Consider the following 14,866-nt stretch of genomic DNA (forward strand, 5'->3'; position numbering starts at 1 on the left):
GATAATTCCCCGTCTGTTTTTGAACGCACTACGTGGGTGTGGTATCATCCCTGCAGGAACGATCACCGGTGAAGGGAGCAACCTGTATGCCAGGACCGTTTCCCGGAATGGATCCCTACCTGGAACGCCGCGACCTCTGGCCCGACGTCCATCAGCGGTTGATTACGTATAGCGCAGATACGCTCCAGCCGCAGATTCGTCCCCGTTATCACGCGCGCATCGGGGAGCGCCTCTATGTCATCCCGCCCCACCGGTCCATCTATCCGGACGTGACCGTCACGCAGCGCCAGCCAGCGACGACGGCGGAGGGGCGTGGCGTAGCGGCGCTGATGGCCGACGCGCCTATGGTCATCGCCGTCGCGCCGGAAGAGGTGCGCGAGCCGTTCATCGAGATTCTCGACCTTGCCCATGGCGGGCGCGTCGTCACGGTGATCGAGGTGCTCAGTCCTGCCAACAAAACGCCTGGAGAAGGGCACGAAGCGTATCGCCGCAAGCAGGAAGAGACGCTGGCCAGCGACACCCATCTGGTGGAAATCGACCTGTTGCGCCAGGGCGTGCCCACAGTGGCGATCCCGCCGCACTATCTGACCCCCTATCAGCCCTGGCACTCCGTGATCTGCGTCAGCCGGGCGGGGCGCCGCGAGCGGTTCGAGGTGTATGTGCGCACAATCCGACAACGCCTGCCGCGCATTGCCATTCCACTGCACCCGCCGGACCCGGATGCCGTCTTAGACCTGCAGGCGGTGCTGGAGCGCTGCTACGAGCACGGCGCCTACAGCGACCTGATCGACTATCGCCTCGATCCTGAAGTCGCGCTGCCCGCCGACGACGTCGCCTGGGTGGATGACCATCTGCGTCAGCAGGGGCTTCGCCCGTAGCACGTGACCGGCGACAATCGACAGAGATGTTGGAGTACTGGCAGCGATGAGGGCATCGGCAGGTACGGGTCGAACCGTTCCTCGACCTGCCTGACCGGACCCTCTGAGGTCTATGAGGTCTCCGCATCGTTCGTCCTGAAGCGCGGCGTCGCTCTCACTGTCGAGGAACGCATGAACAACGTGATCGGGAAAGCGCTCCTGGTTCAGCGCAGGAAACGCATTCCTGAATACATAGGCGTGATGCAGGTGATCCGGCAGCCCAACCACGCATACGGCAGCGCCCGGCGGAATATCTGCCAGACTGGCATCGATCCGGGCAATGGCGCGTTCCATTTCGTTCCCCGCCTGTTGCCACCAGCAGGCGCGGTACGATGCTACTCCTGCGTGTGTGCCGACCAGTAGAATCAGCGCCACAGCACACCAGGTTCGCCGCCGGTCGGCAACCTGCCAGATCGCCGCCCAACCAATCGCCAGCATCCAGGCAATCCCTATCGACGACATGAACGCTGTGCGACCGGTGGCGGTCAGAATAACCGGGTAGAGTGCGATGAGACCCCACCATGCAGCAAACCACAGCGCCTGCTGCAGGTATTCAGGCATCTTCTGACGCGCTGCGACAAACAGCCATCCTGCCACCCCGAGTGCGCACGCTGTCATCGCCACGGCGACAATCGGCAGAAGAGGCTGTGCGCGCCACAGTGGGAGGGAGGTCGCATAGCCATAGTTGTCCGGCAGGGCAAATACTCCCACTGCCAGATAGTAAGCGAGATTGATCACTATCCTGAACGGGTCGATCTCAACCGGGTAGGGGGAACCAGTCCAGAAGCGAAACGTGACGAACACCGCCTGAATCGCCATGAGCGGCATGATCGGCGTAAGGCGGCGAAGCCGATCGTTCCATGTGACGGACTGCATGGTCAGCAGTTCGTAGACGCCGAGCGCAACCGGCAGGAAGATTGCGGTTTCTTTCGCACCGATGGCAAGCACGTAGCATCCCATGGTCAGTGCGTACTGTGCGCGCCGTGGAGACGCGCGAAATGCCAGATAACTCCGCAGGCTGAGCAGTGTGAACAATCCCGCGAGCAGTTCATTCGAGGCGGATACCCACAGCACCGGTTCGGCGTGTGCGCTGTGAACGCCAAAGAGAAGGGCTGCCACAACGCCGATGCCGGGGCGTCCCGTCAGGGTAGCGGCAATATCCGCGACCAGCACGGCAACAATGATGTAGATGACGAACGCAGCGGCGTGGTACCCGGACGCATCGAAACCGGAGAACCGGGTGCACGCTCCGATGAACAGGTCGAACACCGGACGATACCAGCCGCCGTGAGTGGTGGAGAGGAGACGGGGAACATCCTGGAGCGACAGATCCAGATTGCGCTGAACCACTGCCCAATCGTCTGCCAGAAGAGCGCGGGAAAAACCAGGAACATAGACCGATGCCGCTGCGAGGGACGCCAGGAGGTAGCGTGGATACGAGTGGATCATGCCACATCCCGCGCAGTTATACTCTGCGCGCCAGGATATTGAGCACGCCAAGGAACGCAACCGCTGCCACGATGTGGAAGATGATCAGAACAAGGTAATCGCTTCCTGTTCCACCCATAGGCATTGATGACGGATTGGCAGCGCCAGCCAGGTTCGGAATGAGCGACACAAAGAAGGCGATCACACCAATAATATTGTAGGTTCGGAGCGGATTGGCAGCGACGCGGTTGACGATTGCCAGCACAGCAACACCGATCAGCGTAAAGAGCAGAGTGAAGGCGATGATCGGTCCGAGCGTAAACGGCATAAAATCGGGCGACAGCGGCACAACGGCGCCGAGGATGAGACGAACGACGACATTTGCCGCGACCGCTGCCAATACTCCTGCGCCGCCAGCTCTGAGCAGCGTCGCATTGGAGAGACGTGTCTGCGCGATAGTGGACATGCCGCAGGCTCCCTGGTGATCACGATACACGAACAGCATGCAAACGTGTGATTGCTCACCCGATCATTATATCAGACGTCGAACAAGGCACGACTCCTGACCCCACTACCCTTCCGATCTCACACAAAGGCGCAAAGACACAAAGGGGAAAGGAGGGTCAGTTCCAGGTTCCAGGTTCCAGGTTCCAGGTTCCAGGTTCCAGGTTCTCAGTTCTCGGTTCTCAGTTCTCAGTTCTCATCCCTACCGATTCGCGTCCAGACAGGTCTGTATCTTGCGATCAGCAATAGTAAATGCGCCCTCCACCGACACTGTTTCGCGTAGTGCAGCATTGAGTGCATCGGCGATAGCAGCGGAAACCGGACCGTTGTAGACGCTGCCGCAGGCGGTCGGGTAGCGCGGCGGCGTAATGCCTGCCTCGCGCCCGACAACGAAGGCGCGCATATTCGCCAGCGGCGGCGGCAACTGCACCACCGCCGGATCGTTGCTCAGCGACAGGAGCGCCGGCGTGCCCAGATAGGCGGCAGCGATGGCGCGCTGCGCTTCCGGCGTGATGATATATTTCACAAAGTCCCATGCCAGTTGCGGCTCGCGAGAAGCGCGGGTCACGGCAAAGCCGTATGAGCCGATACCGGTGAAACGTCCTGCCCGATGCGCTGGCACAATCTGTACGTCCCACGCGAAGCGGTCGCCGATTTGCTCACGGTAGATCCGTGCGGCGCCGGCAAATGAGAAGAATGCCGCACACGTTTGCGCAACAAAACAATCGTCCTGGCTGGCGCCCGGTTGTGCCGCGATCTTGTGCCGGATCCAGAGGTCGAGGTACCCCTGCAACCCTTCGAGCGACTGCGGCGCACTCAGCGTTGATTGCGCACCGTCGGCGCTGAGGGCATCGCCGCCAGCGCCGCGCACCCATGGCAGCCAGTACACCCATGCGGTGTGGTCGAACAATCCGCTATTCGTGAAACTCAGACAATCGACGCCCGGCGTGGATTCTTGCACCCGTTTACATGCCGCAATCAGATCGTCCCACGTCCAATCGTCGCGCGGCAACGGCGCGCCGGAGCGTTCCCACAAGGAACTATTGTAGTACATCTGGATGGTTTCGAGGGATGCGGGAATCAGGTAGAGACCGGGACGAACGCGCGACCGTCCAGGTTCAAGCGCTACTGGATGCACGTCTTCCAGATTGACGCTTCCGTCGCCCCTGGCGAACTCTTCCAGGTCGAGCAGCAGTTCCGCCTCGATGAGCGCTGGCGTTATCACGTCCGGCGCCCAGACGACATCGGGGATGTTGCCGGTGGCTGCGCTGCCCTGCAATTCGCTATAACTCCCATCGCCATAGATGAATTCGATGGTTACATCGGGATGTCGGGTACGGAATCCCTGGCTGATAATCTCAACGACCCCTTCGATCGTCGGGTCACGCACCGTGTATACCCGCAGCACCCGCGGTTCGGGCGTCGGCGTCGGCGTTGGCGGCGCAAACCAGCCACATGCGGCAAGCAATGGAGACAGCGTCAGCAGACAGAGCGCGGAGCGCAGCGAGAGGCGGTGTTTCATGCGATCATCCTTATGATGCACTTGATCTGATTGCTTCGATCGGCTATTGTACCAGCAGAGAACGACGCGCAACAGGAAAGGCAGGAAAGCAATGACAACTGCCGCGCACCGGATCGAAGAACTGATCCTGCAAACCGATGCCAGCGGCGCGCCAGTACGTCTGGAATATGTCCGAGGACATACGCGCTGGGAAGCCTCGCCTTCCAGTCGACACCAGAAGATGCTGCAACGGATCGAGCGTTCTGTGCGTCCGTCGTTTGATGGTGAGACCGGTTGCTCCTGTTCCACACTTGTCGATGTGCTCATCCGTTTTCCCGATCCCGATGGCTCGTTCAAACGACCCGATCTCTCCATCTTTTGCACGGAGCCGCCAGACAGTGACGAAGCTCTGGAGGTTCTTCCGGTTGCAGTGGTTGAGATTCTCAGCCCTGGATACGAGGACAAAGACCTGGGACTGGATGGAGCGCCGTTCTATCTGGCGCACGGCGTTGTTGATGTTGTCGTAGTCGATCCGCGCACCGGCGTCGTGTTCCATTTTCAGCGCGACCGCTCGCCGGTGACGCTTCAGGCGCCCGTAACGTTGGATCTGACCTGTGGATGTAGCCTCGATGTTCCCTGACCCCGATCACACCTTCTCTCAAGGGGAGAGTTTTTGGGAGAGATGAGCGATGTTCTTCATTCCCGTGCGCCTTTGCCCCTCATCCCCCCAACCCCCTTCTCCCACACGGGGAGAAGGGGGAGTTTGGGCATCCTGATGGCTGAAACGGGAGATGGCACGCAGGGGCTTGCCAAAAAATCCACCCCTGTGAGGATCATACCTTCCCCCTTCGTATCTTTCATGGTATGATGACGCAAAGCGGCATGAAACGCACACACTTCCAGGAGGAAGGTCATGGACGATCACATCAACGAGGATCTCCCATGCTATGGGTTGTATATCGATGGATCCTGGGTCGATGCCGAAGGGGGCACGATGCCGGTCAACGAGCCGGCGCTGGGGCGACCGATGGCGCGGGTCGCGCGCGGCTCCGCCGCCGATGTTGACCGTGCGGTCGCCGCTGCGCGCGAAGCCTTCGACCGTGGACCGTGGCCCCACACGCCGGGACACGAACGCGCCCGCGTCCTGAACGCAATCGCCGACCTGATCGAAGAACACACCGCCGAATTCGCAGAACTCGAAACGCGCAACCTGGGTGCGCCGCTGCGCAAGACAACATTCGTCGATATTCCCTGGTCAGTCGAGCATCTGCGCGTCTTTGCCGAACTGGCGACCATCCACCCCTATGAGCCGCTGCCATGGACCGATGTCCCTTCTGTGAGCTGGAACTTTGTCTGGCGCGAGCCGATCGGTGTGTGCGGTCAGATTGTTCCGTGGAACTACCCGCTCCTGATGACGATCTGGAAAATCGCTCCGGCGCTGGCTGCTGGAAATACGATCGTGCTCAAACCTGCGTCCTACACCCCGCTGACGGCGCTGAGGCTGACGCAGTTGATCCATGAGGCAGGACTGTTGCCGCGCGGTGTGTTGAATGTCGTAACCGGTCCCGGAGCGGAGGTCGGCGATGCGCTGGCGCGTCACCCTGGTGTAGACAAAGTATCGTTTACCGGATCGACTGAAACCGGACGACATATCATGCGCCTGGCGAGCGACACGATCAAACGTCTGACGCTCGAACTCGGCGGCAAGTCACCCAGTCTGGTGATGCCGGACGCCGATCTCGAACTGGCGACCGATGGCGTTCTGTTTGGCGTCTTCTTCAATGGCGGGCAGAGTTGCGAAGCCGGAACCCGCTGCCTGGTGCCGGAAAGCCTGCACGATGAGTTTCTTGAACGCCTGGTGACGCGCGCCCGCTCATTGCGGATCGGTGATCCCCTCGACCTGGAAACCGACCTGGGTCCGCTCGTCTCCGAAGCGCAGTGTCGGATCGTCGAAGAGTATATCGAGGTCGGCAAGAACGAGGGCGCCCGACTGGTGACGGGCGGACGCAGAGTGCGCGTACCGGGATTCGAGCGCGGTCCTTTCGTTGAACCGACGATCTTCACCAATGTGCTGAACGGAACGCGCCTGGCGCAGGAAGAGATCTTTGGTCCGGTGCTTTCGGTCATTCCGTATCGCACCGTCACGGAAGCCATCGAACTGGCGAATGCCAGTCGCTACGGTCTTGGCGCTGCCGTCTGGTCACGCGATTTGCAGGGCGCTATCGAGGTGGCCAAACGCATCCGCACCGGCACCGTCTGGATCAACGATCACCATATTATTCTGCCACGTGCGCCATTCGGCGGCTACAAGCAGAGCGGCATCGGGCGCGAGCATGGCATTTACGGGTTGATGGCGTACACCGAATTGAAGCATATCCACGTCGATCTGATGCAAAAACGCACCGGTCGCGTCTGGTGGGATGTCCTTATTCCTCAGAGCGAAAGCGAGTAAGATGCCGGTTGTTCCTGGTGCGTCAACAGCGGCGATCGCCTGGATCGCCGCTGTTTCTTATTCTCAAGGCGAGTGTTGCGGCGACACGTGCTGATAATTGAGCATAGAAACCGGCATGCGCCGCGTGCCGTGGGGCTGATGGAGATTGAAAATTAAATCCGCTATACTGCGCTAGCCGTGGGGCTGAAGCCCTCGGCTAACCAGGGCAAAGCCCGCCTGCGCGGGCTATACCGGATTATTTATTCAAAGACCATAGCCCTCGGCTATCCAGGGCAAAGCCCGCCTGCGCGGGCTATGGCGGATTATTTCTTCAAAGACCATGAGGTGCGCAACGCCCCCGCGCCCCTGTACGGGCGCAGCGCTGCTGCGCCCCCCGTATGCGCCCCTTGCCGTCGGGCTGATGGAGATTGAGAAATAAATCCGCTATACGCCCTGTGCCGTGGGGCTGATGGAGATTGAAAATTAAATCCGCTCTACCGCGCTAGCCGTGGGGCTGAAGCCCTCGGCTAACCAGGGCAAAGCCCGCCTGCGCGGGCTATACCGGATTATTTATTCAAAGACCATAAGCCCTCGGCTATCCAGGGCAAAGCCCGCCTGCGCGGGCTGTGGCGGATTATTTCTTCAAAGACCATGAGGTGCGCAACGCCCCCGCGCCCCTGTACGGGCGCAGCGCTGCTGCGCCCCCCGTATGCGCCCCTTGCCGTCGGGCTGATGGAGATTGAGAAATAAATCCGCTATACGCCCTGTGCCGTGGGGCTGATGAAGATTGAGAAATAAATCCGGTATGCGCCTCTTGCCGTGGGGCTGAAGCCCTCGGCTATGGAATGCGAAGCCCGCCTGCGCGGGCTGTAGCGGAATAATTACTCAAAGACCATAAGCCCTCGGCTATCCAGGGCAAAGCCCGCCTGCGCGGGCTATGGCGGATTTGATCTCAAAACCATCACCATCCGCGCCGCTCCGCGTGCTCTTTATGGAGAAACCACGGATTACCACAGATGTAACTGACTGCCACGGATGTTTGTATTTCTCAATCCGTGCCGATCCGTCACATCCGTGCCCATCCGTGTTCCATTCATCAAGCAATCTCTGTGCCGATCCGTGTCCTATTTCGGCTCTCCAAGACGAAACCCGCCTGCGCGGGCACAACCGGCTCACAGCTTTTTGCAAAATCGTTGCAGATCATTGACAAAGGCTGTACGCCATGGTAGACTATTCCTGACCGTTCGGTAAAGTGGTACAATGAAGCGTGGAAAGGAGTGCGCCAATACGGGCAGTGATCTGTTTTGAACGCGCAATTGGTTTCAGATGCAAGACATTAACAACGAACCGACGTATGGTCCTACTGCGGCCCGCATCCTGATGACGGCGACGCGGCTTTTCATGCAGCGCGGCTACAGCGCCGTGTCGATCAACGATATTGTGCAGGCTGCCGATGTAACCAAGCCGACGCTGTACTATCACTTTTCCGACAAGGAAGAGTTGTTCGTCCTGGTCGCCATTCACATGCTGGCGGATATGCACGGGACTATGCGGCGTGTCATTGCTGAACAATCAGATACACGCGGGCGCCTGATTGCACTGGCGAAGGTATTGCTGAACGAACCGAACGGCGACACGCGTATGATGCGTCATCAGGCGCGTGAACATCTCAGCCCGGAACGTCAGCGGCGCCTGGCGGATGCATTCAGGCGGTACATGGTCGAACCGCTGCGCCAGGTGATGCAGCAGGGTCTCGACAATGGCGAACTGACAAGGCACAGCGCCTATGATCTGGCAATGCTGTTCCTTGGTTTGATGGAGGGGTTCCAGCGCCAGATGGCGCCGCCGGTCGCTCCTGAGCACGGCGAGATGTATCAGGCGATCTCAACCGACCGTTTTTCTGCCGAAACGCTGGTCGATCTGTTCCTCTACGGCACGGCGGTGCGTTAGACGAACGTACCAGACTCGTCATTCTGTGAACCTTCCCGCATTCGTGCAGGGGGGATGGGATCGTATTTTCTCAAGGAGAAAGAGCACTATGACGTCTGTTCCACAGACACAACGAAAACTACGCCTTCCCCGGTTGCCGGTTCCGGTGATTATTGCAGCGGTGTTGATCATTGCCGTGATGGTGACGCTTGCTGTGCCGCGATTGACCGGCAGCGCCGATCCGCTTCAGGGCGGTACGCCGATCACCGTCACCCGTGAGACGCTCATCGCCGGCATTAATGCCACCGGACGCATTGAGCCGCGTCAGGAAGCGGCGCTGAGTTTCACCATTCCCGGTCGCGTCGCCGAAGTGCTGGTCGCCGAAGGGGACCGCGTTGCGGCTGGAACACCGTTGATCCGGCTCGACAATCGTGAAGCGATGGCGCAGGTAGCGTCTGCGCGCGCTGCCCTGGCGCAGGCGGAAGCCGATCTGAAACAACTTCAGGAGGGCGCCACCCCAGAGGAGATCGCGCAGGCGCGCGCTCAGGTTGAGGCGGCGCGCGGGGCGCTGGTGCAGATCAGCGGGAGTGTGACTGAGGCGGATATTGCCGCCGCCCGCGCCCGTGTTGATGAAGCGCGCGCCCGACTCAATGCGTTGCAGGGCGCACCCAACAATGATCAGTTGACCGCTGCACGCTCCGCGCTCACCGAAGCGCAGGCAGCCCTCGAACGGCAGCGCAGCGCTCTCTCTGCCGCCAAACTCGATGCTGAACGTCAGGTCTTCGAGCGCGCCAATCGGCTGCGTGATGCACAAACGGCGTTTGCAGCCGCGCGCGACAATCTGGCGCGGGTCGAGGCGGACGGTAAAGATCCATTGACCGGCGCGCCACTTTCCGACGCTGGCAAGCGCACCTATGCCGATGCGTTTGCTCAGGCGGAGCGCGCGCTGGCGGATGCAGAACTGGCGCTCAATCAGGCGCGGATCGCCTATGAGACGGCGCGCCAGAACGAGATCACCGGTCTGGCGGAAGCCGAAGCGCGGGTTGCTACCGCCCAGGCGAACCTTGATGCTCTGCTCAATCCCAACCCCGACCGTATTGCTGCGGCGCGTGCTGCCCTGGCGCAGGCGGAAGCCGACCTTGCCCGCCTGCTCGGTGAGCAGCGTCAGGGCGCTCTGGCAGCGCAGCGGGCGAACCTGGCTGCCGCTGAAGCCAACCTTGCACGTCTCACTGCCGACCCGCGTGCAACCGATCTGGCACGCGCCCAGGCGCGGGTGGCACAGGCGCAGGCGCAACTCGATCTGGCGCAGATCCGGCTCGATGATACAACCCTGACGGCGCCGTTCGATGGTGTTGTGGCGCGTATCAATGTTGCACCGGGCGAACAGGTCGCCCAGGGTCCGGTTCTGACGCTGATCGACGTGAGTCGTTTCAAGGTGACGGTCACCGTTGATGAGGTGGACGTCGTGCGGGTTGCGCCTGGTCAGGACGTCGAGGTGTTGATCGACGCGCTTGGTCCGCCGCCGCAGATCGGTCGCGTGCAGCGCATCGCGCCACAGGCAACCAATGAGCGCAATGTGACCGCATACGAAGTCGAACTTGAAGTTGCGCCGGGTGATCGTCCGTTGCGTTCGGGAATGACCGCCAGCGCGACCATTATCACTGCGAAGCGCGAAAATGCGCTCAGTGTGCCGGTTCAGGCGGTTCGTGAGGAAAACGGGATGACCGTGGTCGATGTCGTGGTCAACAACAACGGACGCACCACACTGGTGACGCAACCGGTCGAAACCGGCATTCGCACCGGTGATCGGATCGAAATTATCAATGGATTGAACGAAGGTCAGCAGGTGTTGCTGCCGGGTGCGCAATAGCGCCTTTCGACAGCGCAGATGCCCGCACAGGTTGCGCAACCTGTGCGGGATTTTCAGGAGGAGAATTGCAGTGAATACTGAAACTGAGTACATAACGCCGGTCGAAGTGATTGACTACGTGACCGAACCGGTGGTACGGGTTGAACATGTGACGAAGGAGTTCGTCACCGGCGGCAGTCGCTTCCGCGCTCTCGATGACGTGTCGCTCGAAATCCATCGCGGCGAAATGGTCGCTATTATGGGACCGTCCGGGAGTGGCAAGAGCACCCTGATGACGATCCTGGGGCTGCTCGATGTGCCAACGTCCGGTTCCTACTGGCTCGACGGGCAGGATGTCAGCAAACTGGACCGAGTGCAGCAGGCGCGGGTGCGCAATCAGAAACTGGGGTTCGTGTTCCAGAACTTCAACCTGTTGCCACGGCTTACGGCGTTGAAGAACGTAGAACTGCCGCTGGTCTACGGGCGTGTCGGTGCGCGTGAGCGCGAAGAGCGCGCGCGTCGGGCGCTGGAAGCGGTTGGTTTAGAGACGAAACTCCACAACCGTCCAAACGAGTTGTCGGGCGGACAGAAGCAGCGTGTCGCCATCGCCCGTGCGCTGGTGGGCAACCCGGCGATGGTGCTTGCCGACGAACCGACCGGCGCGCTCGACACCCGCACCGGCGCAGAGATTATGGCGCTCTTCCGCGAGTTGAACCGCGAGCAGGGCATTACGATTGTGATCGTGACGCACGATCCGGAAATTGGCAAACAGATGGACCGGGTGATCGGGCTGCGCGACGGACGGATTGCCGACAATATCTTGCAGGAGTACTACCACGTCAATCTCGCGCCAGAGGAACTCGAACTGCCGGTGCGCGAGATGGCGCCGGTGCCGGTGACGGTTCTCAAACCAGAACAGGAGTAGATGCCCGTGTTCAAAGAACTCGCACTCATGGCGATAGACAGCCTGCGAGCGAACAAGTTTCGCTCACTGCTGACGATGCTGGGGATCATCATCGGCTCTGCCACCCTGGTCGCTGTTCTATCGCTCGGCAACGCATTGCAGAGCCAGGTCTTCGAGCGCTTCGTCGATCTGGGCACCCGCCGCATTGCGGTGCTGCCCGGCGATCCTCAGGCGCGTGGCGCGCGTGATGTGCCCGGATACGGTCTGCTCTCGATCCAGGACTACCGCGCACTCGAGCAGCTGGTCGCCCGTCACCCGGATGTCTTTCGCACCATTGTACCCGAAGTGTCGCTCCGCGTTCAGGCACGCTTCGGCGGTTCCTCCGCCAACCCGACGGTCGTCGGCACCACGAAGGAATACCAGTTCGTCCAGACCGTGCCGGTGCAGTACGGTCGCTTCCTGACCGACGATGACGACCGGCAGGCGGCGCGGGTGGCAGTGCTCGGCGCACTCGTCGCCGAGGATCTCTTCGGCAAAGAGAATGTGAAGAACGCCGTCGGACGAACGATAGAAGTAAACGGGCAACCGCTCCAGGTCGTCGGTGTCCTGCGACAACTCGGCGGCCCCTTCTCGTCCGACCAGCGCATCCTGGTGCCGGTCAGCACGGCGCGGTTGCGCATCGCCGGGAGCCAGGATCTTCCAGGGCGCGGGTTGCAGATGAGCAGCATTCTGCTCAGTTTGCAGAGTGAGAAGGAAGTTGCGCGCGGCGAGGCGCTGGTGCGAGCAACGCTGCGCGCCACCCGCAACGTTCCTGAAGGCGCAATCGACGATTTCCGCCTGAACCTGCCGACTCAAGCGCTCGGCGTGCTGGCGGGCATCAACGGCGCCATCACCGGGTTTATCGCGCTGGTGGCGGGCATCAGCCTGGTGGTCGGCGGCATCGGTATTATGAACATCATGCTGGTGGCGGTCACCGAGCGCACCCGCGAGATCGGCGTGCGCAAGGCGCTTGGCGCAACCGATGGCGATGTGTTGAGTCAATTTGTGCTTGAAGCGGTTGCGATCAGCGTCGTCGGCAGTCTGCTCGGCGTTGGCGGCGCGATTGGTCTGGTGGTGCTGGTGGGTGTGGCTGCCGGATTGAGCGTATCGATCTCGTGGATTGCCGTGGCGCTGGCGCTGATCTTCGCATGCGCCATCGGCGTTGGCTTCGGATACTACCCGGCGCGGCGCGCGGCGCTGCTCCTGCCGATTGAGGCGTTGCGGTACGAATAGTAGGGACGCTGCGCCGCAGCGCCCCGGTGCTGTGGTGCAGCGCCTGTGGGGCGCAGCGGCGCGGCGCCCCTACGGTGTCCTGATCACACGCAAGGCATCAAGCGAGGGTATGAATACCTTATCGTACAACTCGTCGCGGTTACCTTTGTCGCTGATCAACATCACCAGCAAGGATCGTCCCCCATCTTCCGCAAGCGCAATGTCGGTCGGCTGTCCGCGAATGGTGGTTGTGTAGAGTTGCCAGGTGTAACGCTCACTTACGTGTTCACCTGCCGCCTCCGGTTCACGATCCAGATTGAAGCGACTGCTCAGCCTTACAAGCGTTTCGAGCGCGGATCCTGGCATCAGTATCTGAACGATAGCCGCATCACCCGACGGACGACCATAAATCCCCGGACCGAAGTTCGTCCATCCCTGGGGCCACACTCCGGTGATCCCCAGTTCACTATCACGGAACGGGATGAGTTGCACGGCTGCGCCTTCGACATCGAATGCAGGACCCTCCAGTTGCGTCGTGCACGTCGCATCCGGCTTGCGTTGCGGGTTATCGAGGAACGCAAACGCAATGCTGAGCGGGCAGCCGCCGTCGAGAACGACGCCGTGCCCCGTTGCGGGAAACTCGAAGAAGAAACTGTTTTGCAGCGTAGCAGCCGCTGCTCTGCCATCGTTCGGCGGCGTCGCCGGATCGTAGGCGCCGGCAAGGACAAGTGCGGGAATAGCGCTGCGCACCGGCTGATTCTCAACCGGCGGCGCCGACCCCACACCCCAGGCGTCGCAGATGTCCCAGAACGACGCCATATCAAACACATCCTGCTGATGCGGAAACGCTTCGTCCGCGCGCACCATATCCTCGCGCGTCTCGAAGAGAATTTCATCGTAGCAGCGCGCCGAATACATCACCCCGTAACTGAAATAGTCACTCTGGGAGACATTGTTCATAATCAGACGCACCCATAGATCGAACTCCCCCTTGCGCGCTGCATCGTAGATCGCGCGCGGCAGCAGCGGAATGATCTCGGTCGAATACATCGCCTGGAACAGGGTGCTGATCATCGTATCGCCGTTGATCAGCACGTCATAGGTGCGCCCGGTGAACGGATCGATGCCGGGAAGCGTCACCGGCTTTGTGTTGAGTTGTTCGACCAGATCATAGAATACTCGTTCCAGATCAGGATACGCCGCATTGCAGGTCGGGTCGGCAGCGCACCCGCGGAACAGCGTCTGAAACGCGCGCTCGGCGTCGGCAGGCGTTTGCGACTCATTAATCTGCAGCGGGCGGGTTGAGTCGAGCACCACGCTGCGAATACCCTGCGGATACTCGCGCATCGCCGTCAATGCCAGACGTGTGCCATACGAACTGCCGAGCAGATTCCACTGCTCATAGCCAAGCGCCAGCCGCAAGTCTTCCAGATCGGCGGCGTTGGTGAGGGTATTGTACTGTTTCAGGTCGATGCCTTCGGCAACCAGGCGCGCGTGGCACTTGAGCGCCGCCTCCTTCCAGAGACGTGAACTTTCACCGGCGCGGATATCCATCGGCAGCATATCGAAACTAAGTTTCGTCAACTCAGGGCACGCCAGCGACGGCGTCGAATAGCCGGTGCCGCGCTGATCGTACAGAATAAAGTCGCGGTTTGCCAGGAACGGTCGAAACCAGAGATCGAACACCAGCGGCAGGCGTTCCAGCGCATCGACGCCAGGACCGCCTTCCAGGTAGACGATCGGATCAGGGGGCGGATTGGGGCGCGTGCTGCGGAAGATAGCGACGTGGAGCCGCACTTCTCTGCCGTTATCGGGTTTCGCGCGATTCTCCGGGACGGTCAACCAGCCGCATTCGACTGAAACTCCGGCAGGCACAGGAAACTCGCAGGGAGCAGTCTCGTAGCGCGCAGCAGACCGGGCAGGCGATGGGGCAGGCGCAGCGGTAGAGGCTGGCGCTGCTGTCGGCGGAACGGAAGTTGCTGTCGGAGCGCCGAGCAACTCTTCGGCGCCAGGCGCCAGCGTTGGCGTCGGGTTCGATGACGATGGTACAGCACAGGCGCTCACAAGCAACGCAAGTATCAGCAGGATAAATCGCATGCGCATGAGTGGATCCCTTCTCCAGCACACAACTCCAACCGGCGTGAACAATCAT

General features: G+C 60.8%; 10 protein-coding genes. 7 read left to right on the forward strand and 3 right to left on the reverse strand.

Going from position 1 to position 14,866, the window contains the following annotated elements:
- Positions 1–86 precede the first annotated feature (86 nt).
- Positions 87–878, forward strand: coding sequence for a DUF4058 family protein (locus ROSERS_RS24585; protein ID WP_011955054.1), 792 nt, complete (start codon positions 87–89; stop codon positions 876–878).
- A gap of 1,504 nt (positions 879–2,382) precedes the next feature.
- On the opposite strand, the gene ROSERS_RS01350 is transcribed toward ROSERS_RS24585, so the two are convergent.
- Positions 2,383–2,811, reverse strand: a complete 429-nt coding sequence (locus ROSERS_RS01350) for a DUF6069 family protein (RefSeq protein WP_011955055.1) — start codon at positions 2,809–2,811, stop codon at positions 2,383–2,385.
- 240 nt (positions 2,812–3,051) lie between these two features.
- Positions 3,052–4,371: an ABC transporter substrate-binding protein gene (locus tag ROSERS_RS01355; protein WP_011955056.1), complete on the reverse strand. Its 1,320-nt coding sequence runs from the start codon at positions 4,369–4,371 to the stop codon at positions 3,052–3,054.
- 91 nt (positions 4,372–4,462) lie between these two features.
- Here ROSERS_RS01355 and ROSERS_RS01360 point away from each other — a divergent pair, with 91 nt between their 5' ends.
- From ROSERS_RS01360 to ROSERS_RS01390, 6 genes are all read left to right on the forward strand, one after another.
- Positions 4,463–4,990: a Uma2 family endonuclease gene (locus ROSERS_RS01360; RefSeq protein WP_011955057.1), complete on the forward strand. Its 528-nt coding sequence runs from the start codon at positions 4,463–4,465 to the stop codon at positions 4,988–4,990.
- A 273-nt stretch (positions 4,991–5,263) separates the two neighbouring features.
- Positions 5,264–6,802: an aldehyde dehydrogenase family protein gene (locus ROSERS_RS01370; RefSeq protein ID WP_011955058.1), complete on the forward strand. Its 1,539-nt coding sequence runs from the start codon at positions 5,264–5,266 to the stop codon at positions 6,800–6,802.
- Between the two features lie 1,305 nt (positions 6,803–8,107).
- Complete coding sequence (locus ROSERS_RS01375) at positions 8,108–8,731, forward strand: TetR/AcrR family transcriptional regulator (protein WP_011955059.1); 624 nt, start codon at positions 8,108–8,110, stop codon at positions 8,729–8,731.
- Between the two features lie 88 nt (positions 8,732–8,819).
- Positions 8,820–10,580 carry an efflux RND transporter periplasmic adaptor subunit gene (locus ROSERS_RS01380; RefSeq protein WP_011955060.1) on the forward strand — a complete coding sequence of 587 codons (1,761 nt, stop codon included), beginning with the start codon at positions 8,820–8,822 and terminating at the stop codon, positions 10,578–10,580.
- Positions 10,581–10,650: 70 nt separating this feature from the next.
- The gene (locus tag ROSERS_RS01385; protein ID WP_011955061.1) at positions 10,651–11,484 is read left to right on the forward strand and encodes an ABC transporter ATP-binding protein; all 834 of its coding nucleotides are present in this window, start codon (positions 10,651–10,653) and stop codon (positions 11,482–11,484) included.
- Positions 11,485–12,735: an ABC transporter permease gene (locus ROSERS_RS01390; protein WP_232282739.1), complete on the forward strand. Its 1,251-nt coding sequence runs from the start codon at positions 11,485–11,487 to the stop codon at positions 12,733–12,735.
- 69 nt (positions 12,736–12,804) lie between these two features.
- On the opposite strand, the gene ROSERS_RS01395 is transcribed toward ROSERS_RS01390, so the two are convergent.
- Entirely contained in the window at positions 12,805–14,817 is a 2,013-nt protein-coding gene (locus ROSERS_RS01395; protein ID WP_011955063.1) for an alpha/beta fold hydrolase, read from the reverse strand.
- Positions 14,818–14,866: the final 49 nt, after the last annotated feature.

Source organism: Roseiflexus sp. RS-1, assembly GCF_000016665.1.
Taxonomy (GTDB): domain Bacteria; phylum Chloroflexota; class Chloroflexia; order Chloroflexales; family Roseiflexaceae; genus Roseiflexus.

Excerpts from the sequence above, each read along its gene's own strand:
- ROSERS_RS24585 (WP_011955054.1), top strand. The coding sequence starts at position 87 with ATGCCAGGACCGTTTCCCGGAATGGATCCCTACCTGGAACGCCGCGAC.
- ROSERS_RS01350 (WP_011955055.1), bottom strand. The coding sequence starts at position 2,811 with ATGTCCACTATCGCGCAGACACGTCTCTCCAATGCGACGCTGCTCAGA.
- ROSERS_RS01355 (WP_011955056.1), bottom strand. The coding sequence starts at position 4,371 with ATGAAACACCGCCTCTCGCTGCGCTCCGCGCTCTGTCTGCTGACGCTG.
- ROSERS_RS01360 (WP_011955057.1), top strand. The coding sequence starts at position 4,463 with ATGACAACTGCCGCGCACCGGATCGAAGAACTGATCCTGCAAACCGAT.
- ROSERS_RS01370 (WP_011955058.1), top strand. The coding sequence starts at position 5,264 with ATGGACGATCACATCAACGAGGATCTCCCATGCTATGGGTTGTATATC.
- ROSERS_RS01375 (WP_011955059.1), top strand. The coding sequence starts at position 8,108 with ATGCAAGACATTAACAACGAACCGACGTATGGTCCTACTGCGGCCCGC.
- ROSERS_RS01380 (WP_011955060.1), top strand. The coding sequence starts at position 8,820 with ATGACGTCTGTTCCACAGACACAACGAAAACTACGCCTTCCCCGGTTG.
- ROSERS_RS01390 (WP_232282739.1), top strand. The coding sequence starts at position 11,485 with ATGCCCGTGTTCAAAGAACTCGCACTCATGGCGATAGACAGCCTGCGA.
- ROSERS_RS01395 (WP_011955063.1), bottom strand. The coding sequence starts at position 14,817 with ATGCGCATGCGATTTATCCTGCTGATACTTGCGTTGCTTGTGAGCGCC.